The 14,968-nt window shown below is 65.8% G+C and carries 12 protein-coding genes and 2 tRNA genes; 10 read left to right on the top strand and 4 right to left on the bottom strand.

The window, feature by feature from the left end:
* The first annotated feature begins 82 nt into the window (after positions 1–82).
* Both metF and BKX93_RS17880 read left to right on the top strand, forming a co-directional pair.
* Positions 83–919 (top strand): methylenetetrahydrofolate reductase [NAD(P)H], encoded by an 837-nt coding sequence (metF, locus tag BKX93_RS17875; protein WP_021476518.1) that lies wholly within the window; start codon positions 83–85, stop codon positions 917–919.
* Between the two features lie 52 nt (positions 920–971).
* Complete coding sequence (locus tag BKX93_RS17880; protein WP_046155430.1) at positions 972–1,529, top strand: TIGR00645 family protein; 558 nt, start codon at positions 972–974, stop codon at positions 1,527–1,529.
* 60 nt (positions 1,530–1,589) lie between these two features.
* On the opposite strand, the gene BKX93_RS17885 is transcribed toward BKX93_RS17880, so the two are convergent.
* Positions 1,590–2,075 carry an Lrp/AsnC family transcriptional regulator gene (locus BKX93_RS17885; protein WP_021476520.1) on the bottom strand — a complete coding sequence of 162 codons (486 nt, stop codon included), beginning with the start codon at positions 2,073–2,075 and terminating at the stop codon, positions 1,590–1,592.
* Positions 2,076–2,497: 422 nt separating this feature from the next.
* Between BKX93_RS17885 and hppD the strand changes: the two genes are divergently transcribed.
* The 6 genes from hppD (at position 2,498) to BKX93_RS17915 (ending at position 6,935) form a co-directional block, all read left to right on the top strand.
* On the top strand, positions 2,498–3,574 hold the full coding sequence (hppD, locus tag BKX93_RS17890; protein WP_021476521.1) for a 4-hydroxyphenylpyruvate dioxygenase: 1,077 nt from the start codon (positions 2,498–2,500) through the stop codon (positions 3,572–3,574).
* Positions 3,575–3,695: 121 nt separating this feature from the next.
* Positions 3,696–4,829, top strand: coding sequence for a homogentisate 1,2-dioxygenase (locus BKX93_RS17895; RefSeq protein WP_046155429.1), 1,134 nt, complete (start codon positions 3,696–3,698; stop codon positions 4,827–4,829).
* Between the two features lie 177 nt (positions 4,830–5,006).
* Positions 5,007–5,984: a fumarylacetoacetate hydrolase family protein gene (locus BKX93_RS17900; RefSeq protein ID WP_070980774.1), complete on the top strand. Its 978-nt coding sequence runs from the start codon at positions 5,007–5,009 to the stop codon at positions 5,982–5,984.
* Positions 5,977–6,621, top strand: coding sequence for a maleylacetoacetate isomerase (gene maiA / locus BKX93_RS17905; protein ID WP_046166369.1), 645 nt, complete (start codon positions 5,977–5,979; stop codon positions 6,619–6,621). Before BKX93_RS17900 ends, maiA begins: the two co-directional genes overlap by 8 nt.
* A gap of 156 nt (positions 6,622–6,777) precedes the next feature.
* A tRNA-Phe gene (locus BKX93_RS17910) sits at positions 6,778–6,853 on the top strand.
* 6 nt (positions 6,854–6,859) lie between these two features.
* Positions 6,860–6,935 (top strand) — tRNA-Phe (locus tag BKX93_RS17915).
* A gap of 68 nt (positions 6,936–7,003) precedes the next feature.
* Here the strand turns inward: BKX93_RS17915 and BKX93_RS17920 are convergent.
* Complete coding sequence (locus tag BKX93_RS17920) at positions 7,004–8,203, bottom strand: MFS transporter (RefSeq protein WP_070980775.1); 1,200 nt, start codon at positions 8,201–8,203, stop codon at positions 7,004–7,006.
* A gap of 154 nt (positions 8,204–8,357) precedes the next feature.
* Between BKX93_RS17920 and BKX93_RS17925 the strand changes: the two genes are divergently transcribed.
* Both BKX93_RS17925 and cfa read left to right on the top strand, forming a co-directional pair.
* A complete protein-coding gene (locus tag BKX93_RS17925) occupies positions 8,358–9,155 on the top strand; it encodes a Cof-type HAD-IIB family hydrolase (RefSeq protein ID WP_046155425.1) in 798 nt (265 codons plus the stop codon).
* 139 nt (positions 9,156–9,294) lie between these two features.
* Positions 9,295–10,449, top strand: coding sequence for a cyclopropane fatty acyl phospholipid synthase (gene cfa, locus BKX93_RS17930; protein WP_070980776.1), 1,155 nt, complete (start codon positions 9,295–9,297; stop codon positions 10,447–10,449).
* Between the two features lie 68 nt (positions 10,450–10,517).
* Here the strand turns inward: cfa and ptsG are convergent, their stop codons facing one another.
* Together ptsG and ptsP are read right to left on the bottom strand one after the other, a co-directional pair.
* The gene (gene ptsG / locus BKX93_RS17935) at positions 10,518–12,278 is read right to left on the bottom strand and encodes a PTS glucose transporter subunit IIBC (protein WP_070980777.1); all 1,761 of its coding nucleotides are present in this window, start codon (positions 12,276–12,278) and stop codon (positions 10,518–10,520) included.
* A 173-nt stretch (positions 12,279–12,451) separates the two neighbouring features.
* A complete protein-coding gene (ptsP, locus tag BKX93_RS17940; RefSeq protein WP_070980778.1) occupies positions 12,452–14,965 on the bottom strand; it encodes a phosphoenolpyruvate--protein phosphotransferase in 2,514 nt (837 codons plus the stop codon).
* Positions 14,966–14,968 lie beyond the last annotated feature (3 nt).

The raw sequence follows: 14,968 nt of genomic DNA on the forward strand, positions 1-14,968 counted from the left end.
TCTGTCCGTTTTTTTTCGGGCAAGCCAAACGAGCAACGGCACATAGAGGCCGGCAGCCAGGACAGCGATAGAGAGGATCACCATGACGCAGACGCCGCGCACCTTCAGTTTCGAATTCTTTCCGCCCAAGACGCCCGAGGGCGTGGCCAAGCTGCGCACCACGCGCCAGCAGCTGGCCCAGTTCAAGCCGCAGTTCTTCTCGGTGACTTTCGGCGCCGGCGGAACTACCCGCGACGGCACCTTGTCCACCGTGCTGGAGATCCGCAGCGAAGGGCAGGCCGCCGCGCCGCACCTGTCCTGCATCGGCTCCACCCGCGAGAACATCGCCGCCATCCTGAACGAATACCGCGGCAACGGCATCCGCCATCTGGTGGCGCTGCGCGGCGACATCCCGTCGGGCATGGTGGCCGCCGGCGAATTCCGCTACGCCAACGAGCTGGTGGAGTTCATCCGCGCCGAGCATGGCGACCATTTCCACATCGAGGTGGCGGCCTATCCGGAATTCCATCCGCAGGCGCGCTCGGCCGAAGACGATCTCGCCAACTTCGTGCGCAAGGTCCGGGCCGGAGCCGACTCCGCGATGACCCAGTACTTCTTCAACGCCGACAGCTATTTCCGCTTCGTCGACGAAGCGCGCGCGCGCGGGGTGGACATTCCCATCGTGCCGGGTATCATGCCGATCTCCAATTTCGGCCAGCTGTGCCGCTTCTCCGACATGTGCGGGGCGGAAGTGCCGCGCTGGCTGCGCCTGCGCATGCAGGCCTATTACGACGATACCGCGTCCATCCGCGCGCTGGGACTGGACGTGGTGACCGAGCTGTGCGACCGCCTGTTGCAAGGCGGCGCGCCCGGTCTGCATTTTTACACATTGAACCAGGCGGGCCTGGTCTCCACCATCTGGCAGAGGCTGGGCCTGTGACGGCGAGCGGGCGGCGTAAAGCCGCCCGCGGCCGCGAACGACAGGAAAGCCCATGCAAGACCAGCAATACGTTCAACGACAAATTCAATCCGAACCCAGGAAATCGCTGCTCGGCCAGGTGATCTTCAGCAGCCGCTGGCTGCAATTGCCCATTTATCTGGGCCTGATCGTGGTGCAGGGCGTCTATGCGTGGAAATTTCTCGCGCAGCTGTGGGAGCTGCTGGAAGGGCTGAACCACCTGACCGAGACCGACATCATGCTGGCGGTGCTGGGCCTGATCGATGTGGTGATGATCGCCAACCTGCTGGTGATGGTGACGGTGGGCGGCTACGAGACTTTCGTGTCGCGGCTGCGCATCGACAGCCACCCGGACCAGCCGGAGTGGCTGGACCACGTCAACGCCTCGGTGCTGAAGGTGAAGCTGTCGATGGCCATCATCAGCATTTCGTCCATCCATCTGCTGCAGACCTTCATCAACGCCAGCCGCATCGACGAGCACACCATCAAGTGGCAGCTGTTCCTGCACCTGGCCTTCCTGCTGTCGGCGGCGGCCATCGCCTACACAGACAAGCTGCTGGCCGGCGCCACCGCCCATCATCAGCGCGATTGATCGGCGCAGCCAAAACAAAACGGCCCTTCCGGGCCGTTTTGTTTTTGGGGCGCGCGCAGCTTACATGCCGCGCATCTGTCCCAGCGGCAGCGCGGTGGTGCGCTTGATCTCCTTGAGCACGAAGCTGGACTTCACGTCCTCGACGCCCGGATGCTGCAGCAACTCGTCCATCACGAAGCGCGAGAAGTGCTCCATGTCTTCGAAATACACTTGCAGCAGGTAATCCATCTCGCCGGTCATCGCGAAGCAGTTGATCACTTCCGGCCAGTTTTGCACCGCGTCGATGAAGCTCTGCAAATGCATATTCCCGCGTTTTTCCAGCGTGACGCGCACCCAGGCCTGCAGGCCTAAACCGATGTGAGCGGGGTCGAGCAGGGCGACGTACTGGCGGATTACACCGGACTCTTCCAGTTGCTTAAGCCGGCGCAGGCAGGGCGACGGCGACAGCGCCACGCGTTCGGCCAGCTCGACATTGGTCAACCGGCCGTCAAGCTGCAGCTCGGCCAGAATACGCAAGTCTGTCTTATCCAATGTGAGACTTGGCATATTTTCTCCTGATAATCGGTTTGTTGAGACATTTTATTCCTCAATATCGCTCGGCAAAATCCATTTAGCAAGATAATTGCCGCCCGCTTTCCATAGAATAAAAAGCCTAAATCGCAAACGGCGGCGCAAGACTGCCGATGCATGTCGATGGTGTGTGACAGCAGACAACGATTCGTTCGGAGGAGAGCCAAGCCGTGCCGTTTTTGGCGGCCGGCGTCGGCGCGCGTGTCCCATCGCGCGTTCCGCTTCCCCTTGTCTCTGCTTCCTCCCGCCCCGTCGAACCGCTTCCTCCGCCCTGCGGATAGGCATGCGGTCAGCTTACATAACGCGGACCGTCCGCGCACGTTTACAAAAGTCTGAACGAAAATTGATAGTCCATGCCGCCATTGACAGGTATGGGGCTATAAACAGAGGAGAAACAGATGAAAATGGAAGCCATGCTGCAAAATCCGCTCGCTACCGACGGTTTCGAGTTCGTCGAATACACCGCTCCCAACGCCGAGGGCGTGGAGAAGCTGAACCAGCTGTTCCTGTCGCTGGGCTTCACTGAAGTGGCCCGCCACCGCAGCAAGGACGTGCGCCTGTACCGCCAGGGCGACATCAACTTCATCCTGAACGCCGAGCGCAGTCAGCCGGCCAGCGAATTCGCCAAGGCGCATGGCCCGTCGGCTTGTGCGATGGCCTGGCGCGTCAAGGACGCCGCCAAGGCGTACGAATACGCGCTGTCGCACGGCGCCAAGCCGTACCAGCGTCCGGTGGGCGCGATGGAACTGAACATCCCGGCGGTGGAAGGCATCGGCGGCTCGGCCCTGTATTTCGTCGACCGCTACGGCAAGGACAAGGACATCTACGAGATCGACTTCGTGCCGCTGGAGGGCGTGGACCAGCATCCGTACGGCGTCGGCCTGACCGAGATCGACCACCTGACCCACAACGTGGCGCGCGGCAATATGGCCACCTGGGCCGATTTCTACACCGGCATCGCCAACTTCCGCGAGATCCGCTACTTCGACATCGAAGGCAAGCTGACCGGCCTGGTGTCCAAGGCGATGACCAGCCCCTGCGGCAAGATCCGCATCCCGATCAACGAGTCGTCCGACGACAAGAGCCAGATCGAGGAATTCCTGCGCCAGTACAACGGCGAAGGCATCCAGCATATCGCGCTGACCACCGCCGACATCTACGCCACGGTGGAAACGCTGAAGGCGCGCGGCACCCGCTTCCTCGATACGCCGGACACCTATTACGAGAAGGTGGACGCCCGCGTGCCGGATCACGGCGAGGACGTGGCCCGCCTGCACAAGAACAGCATCCTGATCGACGGCGCGCCGGTGGAAGGCATCCTGCTGCAGATCTTCACCGAAACCGTGATCGGGCCGATCTTCTTCGAGATCATCCAGCGCAAGGGCAACGAGGGCTTCGGCGAAGGCAACTTCAAGGCTCTGTTCGAGTCCATCGAGGAAGACCAGATCCGCCGCGGCGTGCTGAAGGCCGATTGATCCATTCCCGCCGCGGCGGCCGGCTCCGGACTTCCGGGCGGGCGCCGCGGCGTCTTGCCGTATGTGCATCATGCAATGGCGCGGCCTGTGCGTCGCAGGCCGCGCCGACAGGACATCCAAAATGCGTAAATGGATCAGTTACCCGCACCGCGAAGGCACCATCTCGCGGCAGGCCCACGCCGACTTTCCGGCCGAGGCCATATACGAGCGCGAAGTGGGCCGCAGCGGCTTCTTCGGCCCGGCCACCCACCTGCACCACAAGCACCCGCCGACCGGCTGGAGCGCCTGGGAAGGCCCGCTGCGCCCGCGCGCCTTCGATCTGAACGAGCTGCCGCACGGCGCGCCGGCGCCGTGGGACGCGCCGCTGGTGTTGCACAACGCCCAGTGCAAGCTACGGATCTGGCGCTGCGACAAGGCGATGACCCAGCTGTTCCGCAACGCCGACGGCGACGACCTCTTGTTCATCCATGCCGGCAGCGGCGAGCTGTTCTGCGACTACGGCCACCTGAGCTACCGCGACGGCGACTACATCCTGGTGCCGCGCTCCACCAGCTGGCGCATCGAGCCGGCTAGCCCGACCACCATGCTGCTGGTGGAAACCAGCAACGGCGCCTACCAGCTGCCGGAAAAGGGCCTGGTCGGCCCGCACGCCATCTTCGACGAGGCGGTGCTGGACGTGCCGGCGATCGACGACGCCTTCCGCGCGCAGCAGACCGAGGACGAATGGCAGGTGGTGATCAAGCGCCGCGGCGCGCTGTCCACCGTCACCTACCCGTACAACCCGCTGGACGCCATCGGCTGGCACGGCAATCTGTCGGTGGCGCGGGTCAACTGGCGCGACATCCGCCCGCTGATGAGCCACCGCTATCACCTGCCGCCGTCGGCGCACACCACCTTCGTCGCCGACGGTTTCGTGATCTGCACCTTCGTGCCGCGGCCGATCGAGTCCGATCCGGGCGCGCTGAAGGTGCCGTTCTATCACAACAACGACGATTACGACGAAGTGATCTTCTACCACGCCGGCGACTTCTTCAGCCGCGACAACATCAAGCCCGGCATGCTGACCTTTCACCCGGCCGGCTTCACCCACGGCCCGCACCCGAAGGCCTTCGCCAAGGCGATGACCGACCCGAAGAAGTTCACCGACGAAGTGGCGGTGATGATAGACGCGCGCGACGCGCTGGAGCAGGGCCCGGGCCTGGCCAGCGTGGAGTGGCAAGGCTACGTGGACAGCTGGAAACCCAAACAGGCCTGACGCCATTGCTGCTGCGCGAGCCGATCTCGGCGCTGCGATGCTCGCGGTACGATTTGTACCGCTGCGCTTCTCGCGCCGACCTCGGCCCGCTCGCGACGCAATCGTGTTCAGGGCAGGCCGAACATTGATTGATATAGAGGAACGGCCCGAAGCGGCCGAAGCAGAAAGAACATCAAGATGAAATTAGCCACCTACCACAACCACACCCGCGACGGCCAGCTGATGGTTGTCAGCCGCGATCTCACCCGCGCCGTGGCGGTGCCCGCCATCGCCGCCACGCTGCAGGGCGCGCTGGACAATTGGGCGCAGGCCGAGCCGCGCCTGAAGGAAGTCTACGCCGCGCTGAACCAGGGCAAGGTGCCGGATGAAGTCGCCTTCGATTCCAAGCGCTGCCTGAGCCCGCTGCCGCGCGCCTACCAGTGGGCCGACGGCAGCGCCTACCTGAATCACGTCGAGCTGGTGCGCAAGGCGCGCGGCGCCGAGGTGCCGGAAAGCTTCTACACCGACCCGCTGATGTACCAGGGCGGCTCCGACGCCTTCCTCGCGCCGACGGCCGACATCCCGCTGCGCGACGAGGCCTGGGGGCTGGATTTCGAGGGCGAGGTGGCGGTGGTCACCGGCGACGTGCCGCTGGGCGCGCCGGCCGACGCCAAGCACATCCGCCTGCTGATGCTGGTCAACGACGTGACCTTGCGCGGCCTGATCCCGCCGGAATTGGCCAAGGGCTTCGGCTTCTTCCAGAGCAAGCCAGCCACCGCCTTCTCGCCGGTCGCCGTCACGCCGGACGAGCTGGGCGAAGCCTGGGACGGCGGCAAGGTGCATCTGCCGCTGTTGGTCGACTACAACGGCGCTTTCTACGGCAAGCCTGATTGCGGCGTTGAGATGCAATTCAGCTTCCCGCAACTGGTGGCCCACGTGTCCAAGACCCGCGAGCTGGCCGCCGGCTCCATTGTCGGCTCCGGCACCATCTCCAACAAGGACCGCTCGGTCGGCTCTTGCTGCCTGGCCGAGCAACGGATGATAGAAACCATCGAGCAGGGCGCGCCGAAGACGCCGTTCATGAAGGTGGGCGACACGGTGCGCATCGAGATGAAGAGCGCGGCCGGCGATAGCATCTTCGGCGTGATCGAACAGACCGTGGTGAAACATGACTGATCGCGTGTTGTACGGCTATTTCCGCTCCAGCGCCGCCTACCGGGTGCGCATCGCGCTGAACCTGAAGGGGCTGGATTACCGCTATCGGCCGATCAATCTGCTTAAGGGCGAGCAGCGCAGCGCCGAGTACCTGGCGATCAACCCGCAAGGCCTGGTGCCGCTGCTGGACGACGGCGGCGTCAGGATCGCCCAGTCGCTGGCCATCTGCGAATACCTGGACGAGGCTTACCCGGACACGCCGCGGCTGTTGCCGGCTGAGCCGGCGGCGCGGGCGCGGGTGCGCTCGCTGGCGCTGGCCATCGCCGCCGACATCCATCCTTTGCAGAACACCCGGGTCGGCAAGTATTTGCAGACCGAGTACGGCAAGGACGAGGAGGGCAAGGCGGAGTGGATACGCCACTGGATTCGCACCGGCTTCGACGCGCTGGAAAAGCAGATGGCCGAGTCGCCGGGCCGTTACGCGGCCGGAGATCTGCCGACGCTGGCCGATGTCTGCCTGCTGCCGCAGGTGTTCAGCGCCCGCCGTTTCGGCGTGGATCTGGCGCCGTATCCGAACATCGTCCGCGTCGCGGAGGCGCTTGAGCATTTGCAGGCATTCGCCGAAGCGCATCCGTCCCGTCAGCCGGACGCGATGTAAGTCTTTGATCTGAAGGCCCGGCCGCGTAGAGCGGCCGGGCCGCTTGTTTTCACAGGGCGGCGACAGGCTGTTTTTTTGCAATTATTCCTTGACGCGAATAGCGTCCTCTGATTAAATGCGTGGCTCTGACGGCGCGGTAGCGCTGAAGGTAAAAGTGGCCAGTTAGCTCAGTTGGTAGAGCAGCGGATTGAAAATCCGCGTGTCCGTGGTTCGATTCCGCGACTGGCCACCACAGCAAGGCCAGTTAGCTCAGTTGGTAGAGCAGCGGATTGAAAATCCGCGTGTCCGTGGTTCGATTCCGCGACTGGCCACCAGATTGAAAAAGCCGAATCCGCAAGGGTTCGGCTTTTTGCATTGGGCGCCGGGATGGCGCCAGGCAGCCTCAGCAGGCGTCCTCCACGGCGCTTTTGGGCGAGGGCGCGCGGGGGAGGGCGGCGGCGATCAGCAGCGCGCAGGCGCCCGCCGCCAGCGTCAGGCTCAGTCCGGCGCGGGCGCCGTAGGCATCGATCGTCAGGCCGCACAAGGAAGCGCCGCCGGCCACGCCCAGCAGAATGCCGGTGACCAGCCAGGTCAGGCTTTCTGTCAGCCGCGCGCGCGGCACGGCTTTCTCCACCATTTCCATCGCCACTATCAGCGTCGGCGCGAAAGACAGTCCGGACAGCAGCATCACGGCAGCCAGCCAGAAAACATTCGGCGCCAGCGAGATGAAGACGGAGCTGGCCGCCGTGGCCGCGCAGCAGCACAGCAACAGCCTGCCCAGCGGCAGCGCCGGTTTGAGCGCGCCGAAGGCCAGTCCGCCGATGCCGGAGCCCAGGGCGTACAGCGCCAGCACCCAGCCGGCCGCGGACGGCGAGCCTTGCGCCTTGGCGAAAGCCACCGCCGCGACATCGATGATGCCGGCGATGGCGCCCAGCGTGCCCATCAGCAGGGCGAGAACCGGCACCGGCGGCAGGAAGAGCGCGGAGCGGCCGCTGCCCGGCGCGGAGGGGTGGGCCGGCGGTTCGGTGGCTTTCTGGCGCAGCAGGGCGAAGACGCTGAACAGGATCAGCAGCGCGGCCGTCAGCGGACCGGCTTCGGGAAACCAGGCCATGCACAGGCCTATCGACAGCGGCGGGCCCATCACGAAAGCTATCTCGCTCAGCACGCTGTCCAGCGCGAACGCCGTCGGCAGCAGCGTCTGGCCTTCCAGCAGCTTCGCCCAGCGGGCCCGCGTCATCGCCGGGATGCTGGGCAGGCAGCCCGCCGGCGCCGCGCACAGGTACAGCGTCCAGTGCGGCGCGTCCAGGCGGCTGCACAGGACCAGCGCCAGCAGGGCGAGAGCGCCGATGCCGGTGGCCGGCGGCAGCACCCGGCTCTGGCCATAGCGGTCGGCCAGGCGGGACACCTGCGGCGTCAGCAGGGCGGTGGCCAGCATCAAGGTGGCGGCCACCGATCCGGCGAGACTGTAGCTGTCCCGGGTCAGCGACAGCATGGTGATGATGCCGACCCCCACCATGGTGCTGGGCAGGCGCGCCACCCAGCCGGCCAGCGCCAGCGCCGTAACGCCCGGCGTGCGGAATAATTGGCCGTATCGATTGGCCATGGGAGTTCTCCTTGCGGTTTTCCGAGCGTAGCGGGGGGGGCATGCGGATAGGTCAAGTTATCCAGGCCATATGTCTTTGTCAATTTGAGGACGGTCGGCGGAGGTCTTGGTTCGACGGCGTATAATCGGCAGCTTGTATTGCGCCGGAGCTCACATGCCTTACCGTTTCATCGCCTCCGATCTGGACGGCACCCTGCTGGACCAGCATCACGCCGTGACCCCGTTGACCGCCGCAACCCTGCAGCGTCTGGAAAAACGCGGCGTGCGGTTCGCGCTCGCCACCGGCCGCCATTACCTGGACGTCAGGGGCATCCGCCAGGCGCTGGGCGTGCGCGCCCATTTGATCACTTCCAACGGCGCGCGGGTGCATGATCCTGACGATGCCTTGATCTATCGGCGGAACATCGACGCGGAGCTGGTCCGCGTCATTTCGCAGCCGGAGTTCGCCGCCGGCGCCATCGTCAATTTCTATCTCGACGACGAGTGGCTGATCAGCGAACCCTGCCAGGAACTGCTGGACATGCACAAGGATTCCGGCACCGCGTATCGGGTGTGCGATCTGGCCCGCCACGGCGGCGAGGGGGTGGGCAAGGTGCTGTACATCGCGCCGCACGAGCATTTGCTGGGCGTGGAGCGCAAGCTGCGAGAGCGTTTCGGCGACAGGCTCTATATCACCTTCTCGCTGGAGCATTGCCTGGAGGTGATGGCGGCCGGCGTGTCCAAGGGCCATGCGTTGGAACGGGTGCTGGAGCGGCTGGGCATCCCGGCGGACGCGTGCCTCGCTTTCGGCGACGGCCAGAACGACATCGAGCTGCTGCAAGCGGCAGGCCATCCGCGGGTGATGGGGAACGCGCATCCGCGGCTCAGCGACATGCTGCCGCAGGCGCGCCGCATCGGCAGCCATGCGGAGTCGGGCGTGGCGCTGCACTTGCGGGAGCTGTTCACGCTGTAGCCGGCGGCGCGTTCGCAGACTGGATTTCTCCCGCTGGCCAAGCGGGGCGGGAGCGCGTTAAGCTAGGTAAAACGTCTGTCCTTGTTTCTGATCGTCGATCGAGTTCGTTGTGCTGAGTGGCCATGCCGGGGGGATCGCCATGAATTCATCGTGTCTGGAAAATGAGAGCGGAAACGCCCGCCTGCCGGGGCGCGCCATCATCGAGGAAATGCTGGCCGCCGCCGGCGTCGCCGTCAACGGCAGCCGTCCGTTCGACATTCAAGTCCACCATCCGCAGTTCTACCGCCGCGTGCTGCAGCAGGGCTCCTTGGGCCTGGGCGAAAGCTATATGGACGGCTGGTGGGAGTGCGAGCGGCTGGACGCGTTCTTCCAGCGGGTGATGCGCGCCGGCCTGGAGAATAGGCTGCCGCGGCGCTGGCGCGACACGCTGTACCTGATGGCGGCCAGGCTGGTCAATTACCAGTCCTTGCGGCGGGCCCGCAAGGTGGGCGAACACCATTACGACCTGGGCAACGACTTGTTCGCCGCGATGCTGGACCCGAACATGCAGTACTCCTGCGGCTACTGGAAGGACGCCGCCACGCTGGAGGAGGCGCAGGAGGCCAAGCTCAGGCTGATCTGCGACAAGCTCGGGCTCAAACCCGGAATGCACCTGCTGGACATAGGCTGCGGCTGGGGCGGCCTGGCCGCTTACGCCGCGCGCCATTACGGCGTCCGGGTCACCGGCATCACCATCTCCGAGCAGCAGCGGCAGTTGGCGCTGCAGCGCTGCGCCGGGCTGGACGTGGACATCCTGTTGCAGGATTACCGCCACCTGGCGCTTAGGGCCGACCGCATCGTCTCGGTGGGCATGTTCGAGCACGTCGGGCCGCGCAATTACGATGCCTATTTCGAGACCGCCGCGCGCAATCTGACGCCGGACGGCCTGTTCCTGCTGCACACGATAGGCGCCAAGACGACCGATTTGCGCATCGACCCGTGGATAGAGAAATACATTTTTCCCAACGGCTGCCTGCCGTCGGTCTCGCATATCGCCCGGGCCAGCGAGCGCTATTGGCTGGTGGAGGACTGGCACAATTTCGGCGCCGACTACGACCTGACGCTGATGGCCTGGCTGCAGCGCTTTCAGCAGGCCTGGCCTCAGCTGACGGCCCATTACCCGTCCCGCTTCTACCGGATGTTCACCTATTACCTGAACGCCTGCGCCGGGGCTTTCCGCGCGCGCGACCTGCAGTTGTGGCAGGTGCTGTTCAGCCGGGAGGGAGTAGAGGGCGGGCTGAGGGTGGCGCGCTGAGGGATGGGGAAATGAAAAACGCCAGCGAGATTCGCTGGCGTTTTTGTTTGCGGCATGACTGGGAATGGTCAGCCCTGCAGCGCGGCGGCCAGCGCCGTGGCCTGCTCGCCGACGATCAGGTGCAGCACGCCCGGCGCCACCTGGGTGACGGCGGAGACGCCGGCGGCGCGGGCCGCGGCCTCGTTGAAGCGGGCGGCGTCCTTCAGCTCCACGCGCAGGCGGGTGTGGGCGATGGCCTCCACCTTGCCGAGGTTGGCCGGGCCGCCCAGCGCCTGCTTCAGCGCGGAGACGTCGGCCTTGGCGGCTGCCGGGGAGGCCGCGGGCGCGGCGGCCGGAGCCGGAGCGGCAACCGGGGCGGACGACAGCTCGGCATCGCTGCCCGCGCCGCGCAGATAGATCTCCATATCGGTCTTCAGGTTCTCGGACAAGGGGCCGAAGATGGCCTGGATGCCGCTGCCCACCACCACCACGCCGGACGCGCCCATCGCTTTCAGCTTGGGCTGGTCCACCTTGGCGGTGTCCTGCACCGCGATGCGCAGGCGGGTGATGCAGGCGTCCAGGCTGCGGATGTTGGAGCGGCCGCCGAAGGCCAGCACCAGTTGGCGGGCGCGCTGGTCCTCGCTGACGGCGCCGATGCTTTCGGCGCTTTCATCTTCGCGGCCCGGCGTCTTCAGATTGAACTTGGCGATCACGAAGCGGAACACCGAGTAATAAACCACCGCGTAGATCGGCCCCAGGATGAACACGTAGCCGGCGTGCTTGGCCTTGTCGCCGATCAGGTTGAACATCAGGAAGTCGATGCCGCCCTGCGAGAAGGTGAAGCCCATGTGCATGTCCAGCGTATTGGCCACGAACTGGGTGGAGGCGGCCAGCACGGCGTGGATCAGGTACAGCACAGGCGCGACGAACAGGAAGGAGAATTCGATCGGTTCGGTGATGCCGGTCAGGAAGGAGGTCAGCGCGGCGGAAATCATGATGCCGCCGACCTTGACGCGGTTCTCCGGCTTGGCCGAGTGCCAGATGGCGATGGCCGCGGCCGGTAGGCCGAACATCTTGAACAGGAAGGCGCCGGACAGAATGCCTGCGGTCGGGTCGCCGGCGAAGAAGCGGTTGATGTCGCCGTGGATGATCTTGCCGGACGCATCCGGGAAAGCGCCGATTTCAAAGAAGAACGGCACGTTCCAGATGTGGTGCAGGCCGAACGGAATCAGCATCCGCTCGACGAAGCCGTACACGGTGGCCGCGGTGCGCGGATCGCTGACGGCCGCCCATTGCGAGAAGGACTTGATGCCGTTGCCGATCGGGGGCCAGACGAAGGACAGCACCACGCCCAGGCCGATGGCGCCGATGGCGGTGATGATGGGCACGAAACGCTTGCCGGCGAAGAAGCCCAGGTACTCGGGCAGCTTGATCCGGTAGAAGCGGTTGAACATATAGGCCGCCAGGCCGCCGGCGAGAATACCGCCGAACACGCCGGTCTGGATCGACGGCAGGCCCATGATGGGGGTGGTGGCGACGCCAAGGATGCCGGCCATCACGCCCAGGGTGACGGTGGTGACCAGGTGGCCGATCACCGCGGCGATGGCGGCGACGCCGTCGTTCTCGGTGAAGCCGAGCGCCACGCCGACGGCGAAGATCAGCGGCAGGTTGCCGAAAATCACGTCGCCGGAGTTCTTCATCAGCGACAGGATCGCCAGGAAGACTGTGTTCTGGGTGTGGAAGTCGGTCGCGCCGATGCCGAGCAGCAAGCCCGCTACGGGCAGCACCGCCACCGGCAGCATCAGCGCCTTGCCGATCTTCTGCAGAAAAGCGAATGATTGACTAAACATGATTATTATCCTGCTTTGACATGCTTATGGAATTTCGAGCGGCAGTGACGCCGTCCCCTCTATAAAGCCTCTTCGCGCGCCAAGCCGCTTGAGTGGCGCCGGACGGCGCCGGGTTTTCCCGGCGGTCTCCCCGCCCGGCGCCGCGAACCTGGCCTGCGCCGAGGCTTATTCTGTTAACGAGCGAGTTGATTCAGATGGTGGCGGACGTCGGTCACGGTGGACAGCGCCAGGACCTCGCGCGCCAGCTCGCGGCACTCGTCCATGCTCCAGCGCGCCAGCGTGGCTTTCACCGAGGCGACCGCCGGGGTGCTGACCGACAGCTCGGTCACGCCCATGCCCACCAAGAGAGGCGCGGCGCGCTCGTCGGAAGCCAGGCCGCCGCAGACGCCCACCCACTTGCCGTGCGCGCGCGCGCCCTCGCAGGTCAGCGCGATCATCGCCAGCACGCCCGGGTGCAGCGCGTCGGCCTGCTTGGCCAGTTGCGGGTGGCCGCGGTCCATCGCCAGCACGTACTGGGTCAGGTCGTTGGTGCCGATGGAGAAGAAGTCCACTTCCGGTGCGAAGCGCGCGGCCAGCACCGCGGCCGACGGCACCTCCACCATGATGCCCACCTTGACGCCGGACACGCCCAGCGCGGCCTGCTCTTCGGCCAGCACCGCCTTGGCGGCGCGCAGCTCTTCCAGAGAGGCCACCATCGGGAACATGATGTGCAGCTGCGTCAGCGGAGCGGCTTGGAGGATGGCGCGCAGCTGGGTGCGCAAGAGGTCGGGGCGTTCCAGGCTGACGCGGATGCCGCGCAGGCCGAGGAAGGGGTTGTCTTCCTTGGGCAGCGGCAGGTAGGACAGCGGCTTGTCGCCGCCCACGTCCAGCGTGCGCACCACCAGCGGGCGCTCCTTGCCCAGCGCCTCGGCCACCGCGCAGTATTCGGCGGCTTGCTCGGCTTCGGTGGGCGCGGTTTCGCGGTTGTCGAACAGGAATTCCGAGCGCAGCAGGCCCACGCCCTCGGCGCCCTTGGCCACAGCTTCGCGCGCGTCGGCGGCGTTGCGGATATTGGCCACCACGTCGATGCGGGCGCCGTCGCGGGTCGCGGCCGGACGCATCGAGCTTTCGGCCTCGGCGGCGCGGCGCTCGGCCAGGCGGGCGATATCGTGCTCGGCGGCGGCGATGTCGTCCGCGCTCGGCGCGATGGCCAGCGTGCCCTCGTTGCCGTTCAGGATCACCTGCAGGCCCTCCGGCAGCTTCAGCGCGGCCTGGGAGATGCCACAGATCGCGGGGATGCCCAGCGAGCGGGCCAGGATGGCCACGTGGCTGGTGGCACCGCCGGTGCGGGTACAGAAGCCCATCACCTTGGATGGATCCAGCGCGGCGGTGTCGGACGGCGCCAGGTCTTCGGCGATCAGGATGGAGCCGGCCGGCAGTTCCAGCGCGGCCTGCTTCACGCCGGCCAGCAGCGCCAGCACGCGGCGGCCCACGTCGCGGATGTCGTTGGCGCGTTCGCGCAGCAGCGGATTGTCTTGAGCTTCCAGGCGGGCGGAATAGGCGCTGAAGGCCGCGCGCCAGGACCAGGCGGCGGACTTGCCGTCGGCCAGGCCGGTATAGGTCTGCGCCAGCAACTCAGGGTCTTGCAGCAGTTCCTGGTGCATGGACAGGATGGCCTGCTTCGCCGGGTCAGTCAGCTGGGCCTTGACCAGGTCCAGCTGGGCCGAAGCCTCCTCGGCGGCGCGGGAGAACGCCTGCTGTTCCACATTGGCGCCCTTGCCGTGCTCGGGCACGTCGAATTCCTGCATGCGGTGGTGGACGATGCGGCCGATGGCGATGCCGGGCGAAGCGCCGACGCCGGCCAGTTGGCTATCGCTGTCCTGCTGCTGAGCGAAGACCGGCGCGGCGGCCGGGGCGATAGGCGCCTCGTCGGCCTTTTCGCCGCAGCGGTCGTTCAGCAATTGGGTCAGTTCCGCGATGGCGGCTGAGGCGTCGCCGCCGGCGGCGCGCACGCGCACCAGGTCGCCCAGCTTGGTGGCCAGACCCATGATGGCGACCACGGATTTGGCGTTGGCTTCCTTGTCGCCCAGAATCAACTGGATGTCGGAGGAGAAGGTCTTGGCCTTGCTGGCGAATACCGCCGCCGGACGGGCATGCAGGCCGGCGGGGTTGCCGATGGAGATGTCGGCGGACAGTTGGGGTTCGGCGGTTTCGGTAGGCAACACGGCCTTGCCGTTGGCCAGCTGCAGCGACAGCACCACGCTCTTGCCGGCGTCGACCATGCCGTCGGCCAGGCTCATCCTGGCCACGGTTTCGCCGTTGGTGACGATGATCTGGGTCAGCAGGCTGGCGGCCTTGCGGCCGACCAGGTCAAGGTCGAAGTCGATGACCGGCTGGCCGACGGCGACTCGCTGGCCTTGCTCGACCAGGGGGAAAAAGCCTTCGCCTTTCAGCATCACGGTGTCGATGCCGATGTGCACCATCACTTCCACGCCTTCGGCGGTGGTGATGGTCAGCGCGTGGTGGGAGGAATGCAGATTGCTGACCACGCCGCTGACCGGAGCCAGCAGACTGCCCGAGGTGGGATCGAGCGAGATGCCGTCGCCGACCATCTTGCCGGCGAACACGGGGTCCGGAACGCTGTCCAAGGGGACCAGCCACCCGGAAAGGGGGGCTAGAACATCTAATCTTGGTGCGGTGGTGCCCATGAG

Origin of the sequence: Chromobacterium vaccinii, from assembly GCF_001855275.1 — a bacterium.
GTDB classification, from domain to species: domain Bacteria; phylum Pseudomonadota; class Gammaproteobacteria; order Burkholderiales; family Chromobacteriaceae; genus Chromobacterium; species Chromobacterium vaccinii.

Coding starts and splice junctions, on each gene's coding strand:
- metF (WP_021476518.1), top strand. CDS start 83: ATGACGCAGACGCCGCGCACCTTCAGTTTCGAATTCTTTCCGCCCAAG.
- BKX93_RS17880 (WP_046155430.1), top strand. CDS start 972: ATGCAAGACCAGCAATACGTTCAACGACAAATTCAATCCGAACCCAGG.
- BKX93_RS17885 (WP_021476520.1), bottom strand. CDS start 2,075: ATGCCAAGTCTCACATTGGATAAGACAGACTTGCGTATTCTGGCCGAG.
- hppD (WP_021476521.1), top strand. CDS start 2,498: ATGAAAATGGAAGCCATGCTGCAAAATCCGCTCGCTACCGACGGTTTC.
- BKX93_RS17895 (WP_046155429.1), top strand. CDS start 3,696: ATGCGTAAATGGATCAGTTACCCGCACCGCGAAGGCACCATCTCGCGG.
- BKX93_RS17900 (WP_070980774.1), top strand. CDS start 5,007: ATGAAATTAGCCACCTACCACAACCACACCCGCGACGGCCAGCTGATG.
- maiA (WP_046166369.1), top strand. CDS start 5,977: ATGACTGATCGCGTGTTGTACGGCTATTTCCGCTCCAGCGCCGCCTAC.
- BKX93_RS17920 (WP_070980775.1), bottom strand. CDS start 8,203: ATGGCCAATCGATACGGCCAATTATTCCGCACGCCGGGCGTTACGGCG.
- BKX93_RS17925 (WP_046155425.1), top strand. CDS start 8,358: ATGCCTTACCGTTTCATCGCCTCCGATCTGGACGGCACCCTGCTGGAC.
- cfa (WP_070980776.1), top strand. CDS start 9,295: ATGAATTCATCGTGTCTGGAAAATGAGAGCGGAAACGCCCGCCTGCCG.
- ptsG (WP_070980777.1), bottom strand. CDS start 12,278: ATGTTTAGTCAATCATTCGCTTTTCTGCAGAAGATCGGCAAGGCGCTG.
- ptsP (WP_070980778.1), bottom strand. CDS start 14,965: ATGGGCACCACCGCACCAAGATTAGATGTTCTAGCCCCCCTTTCCGGG.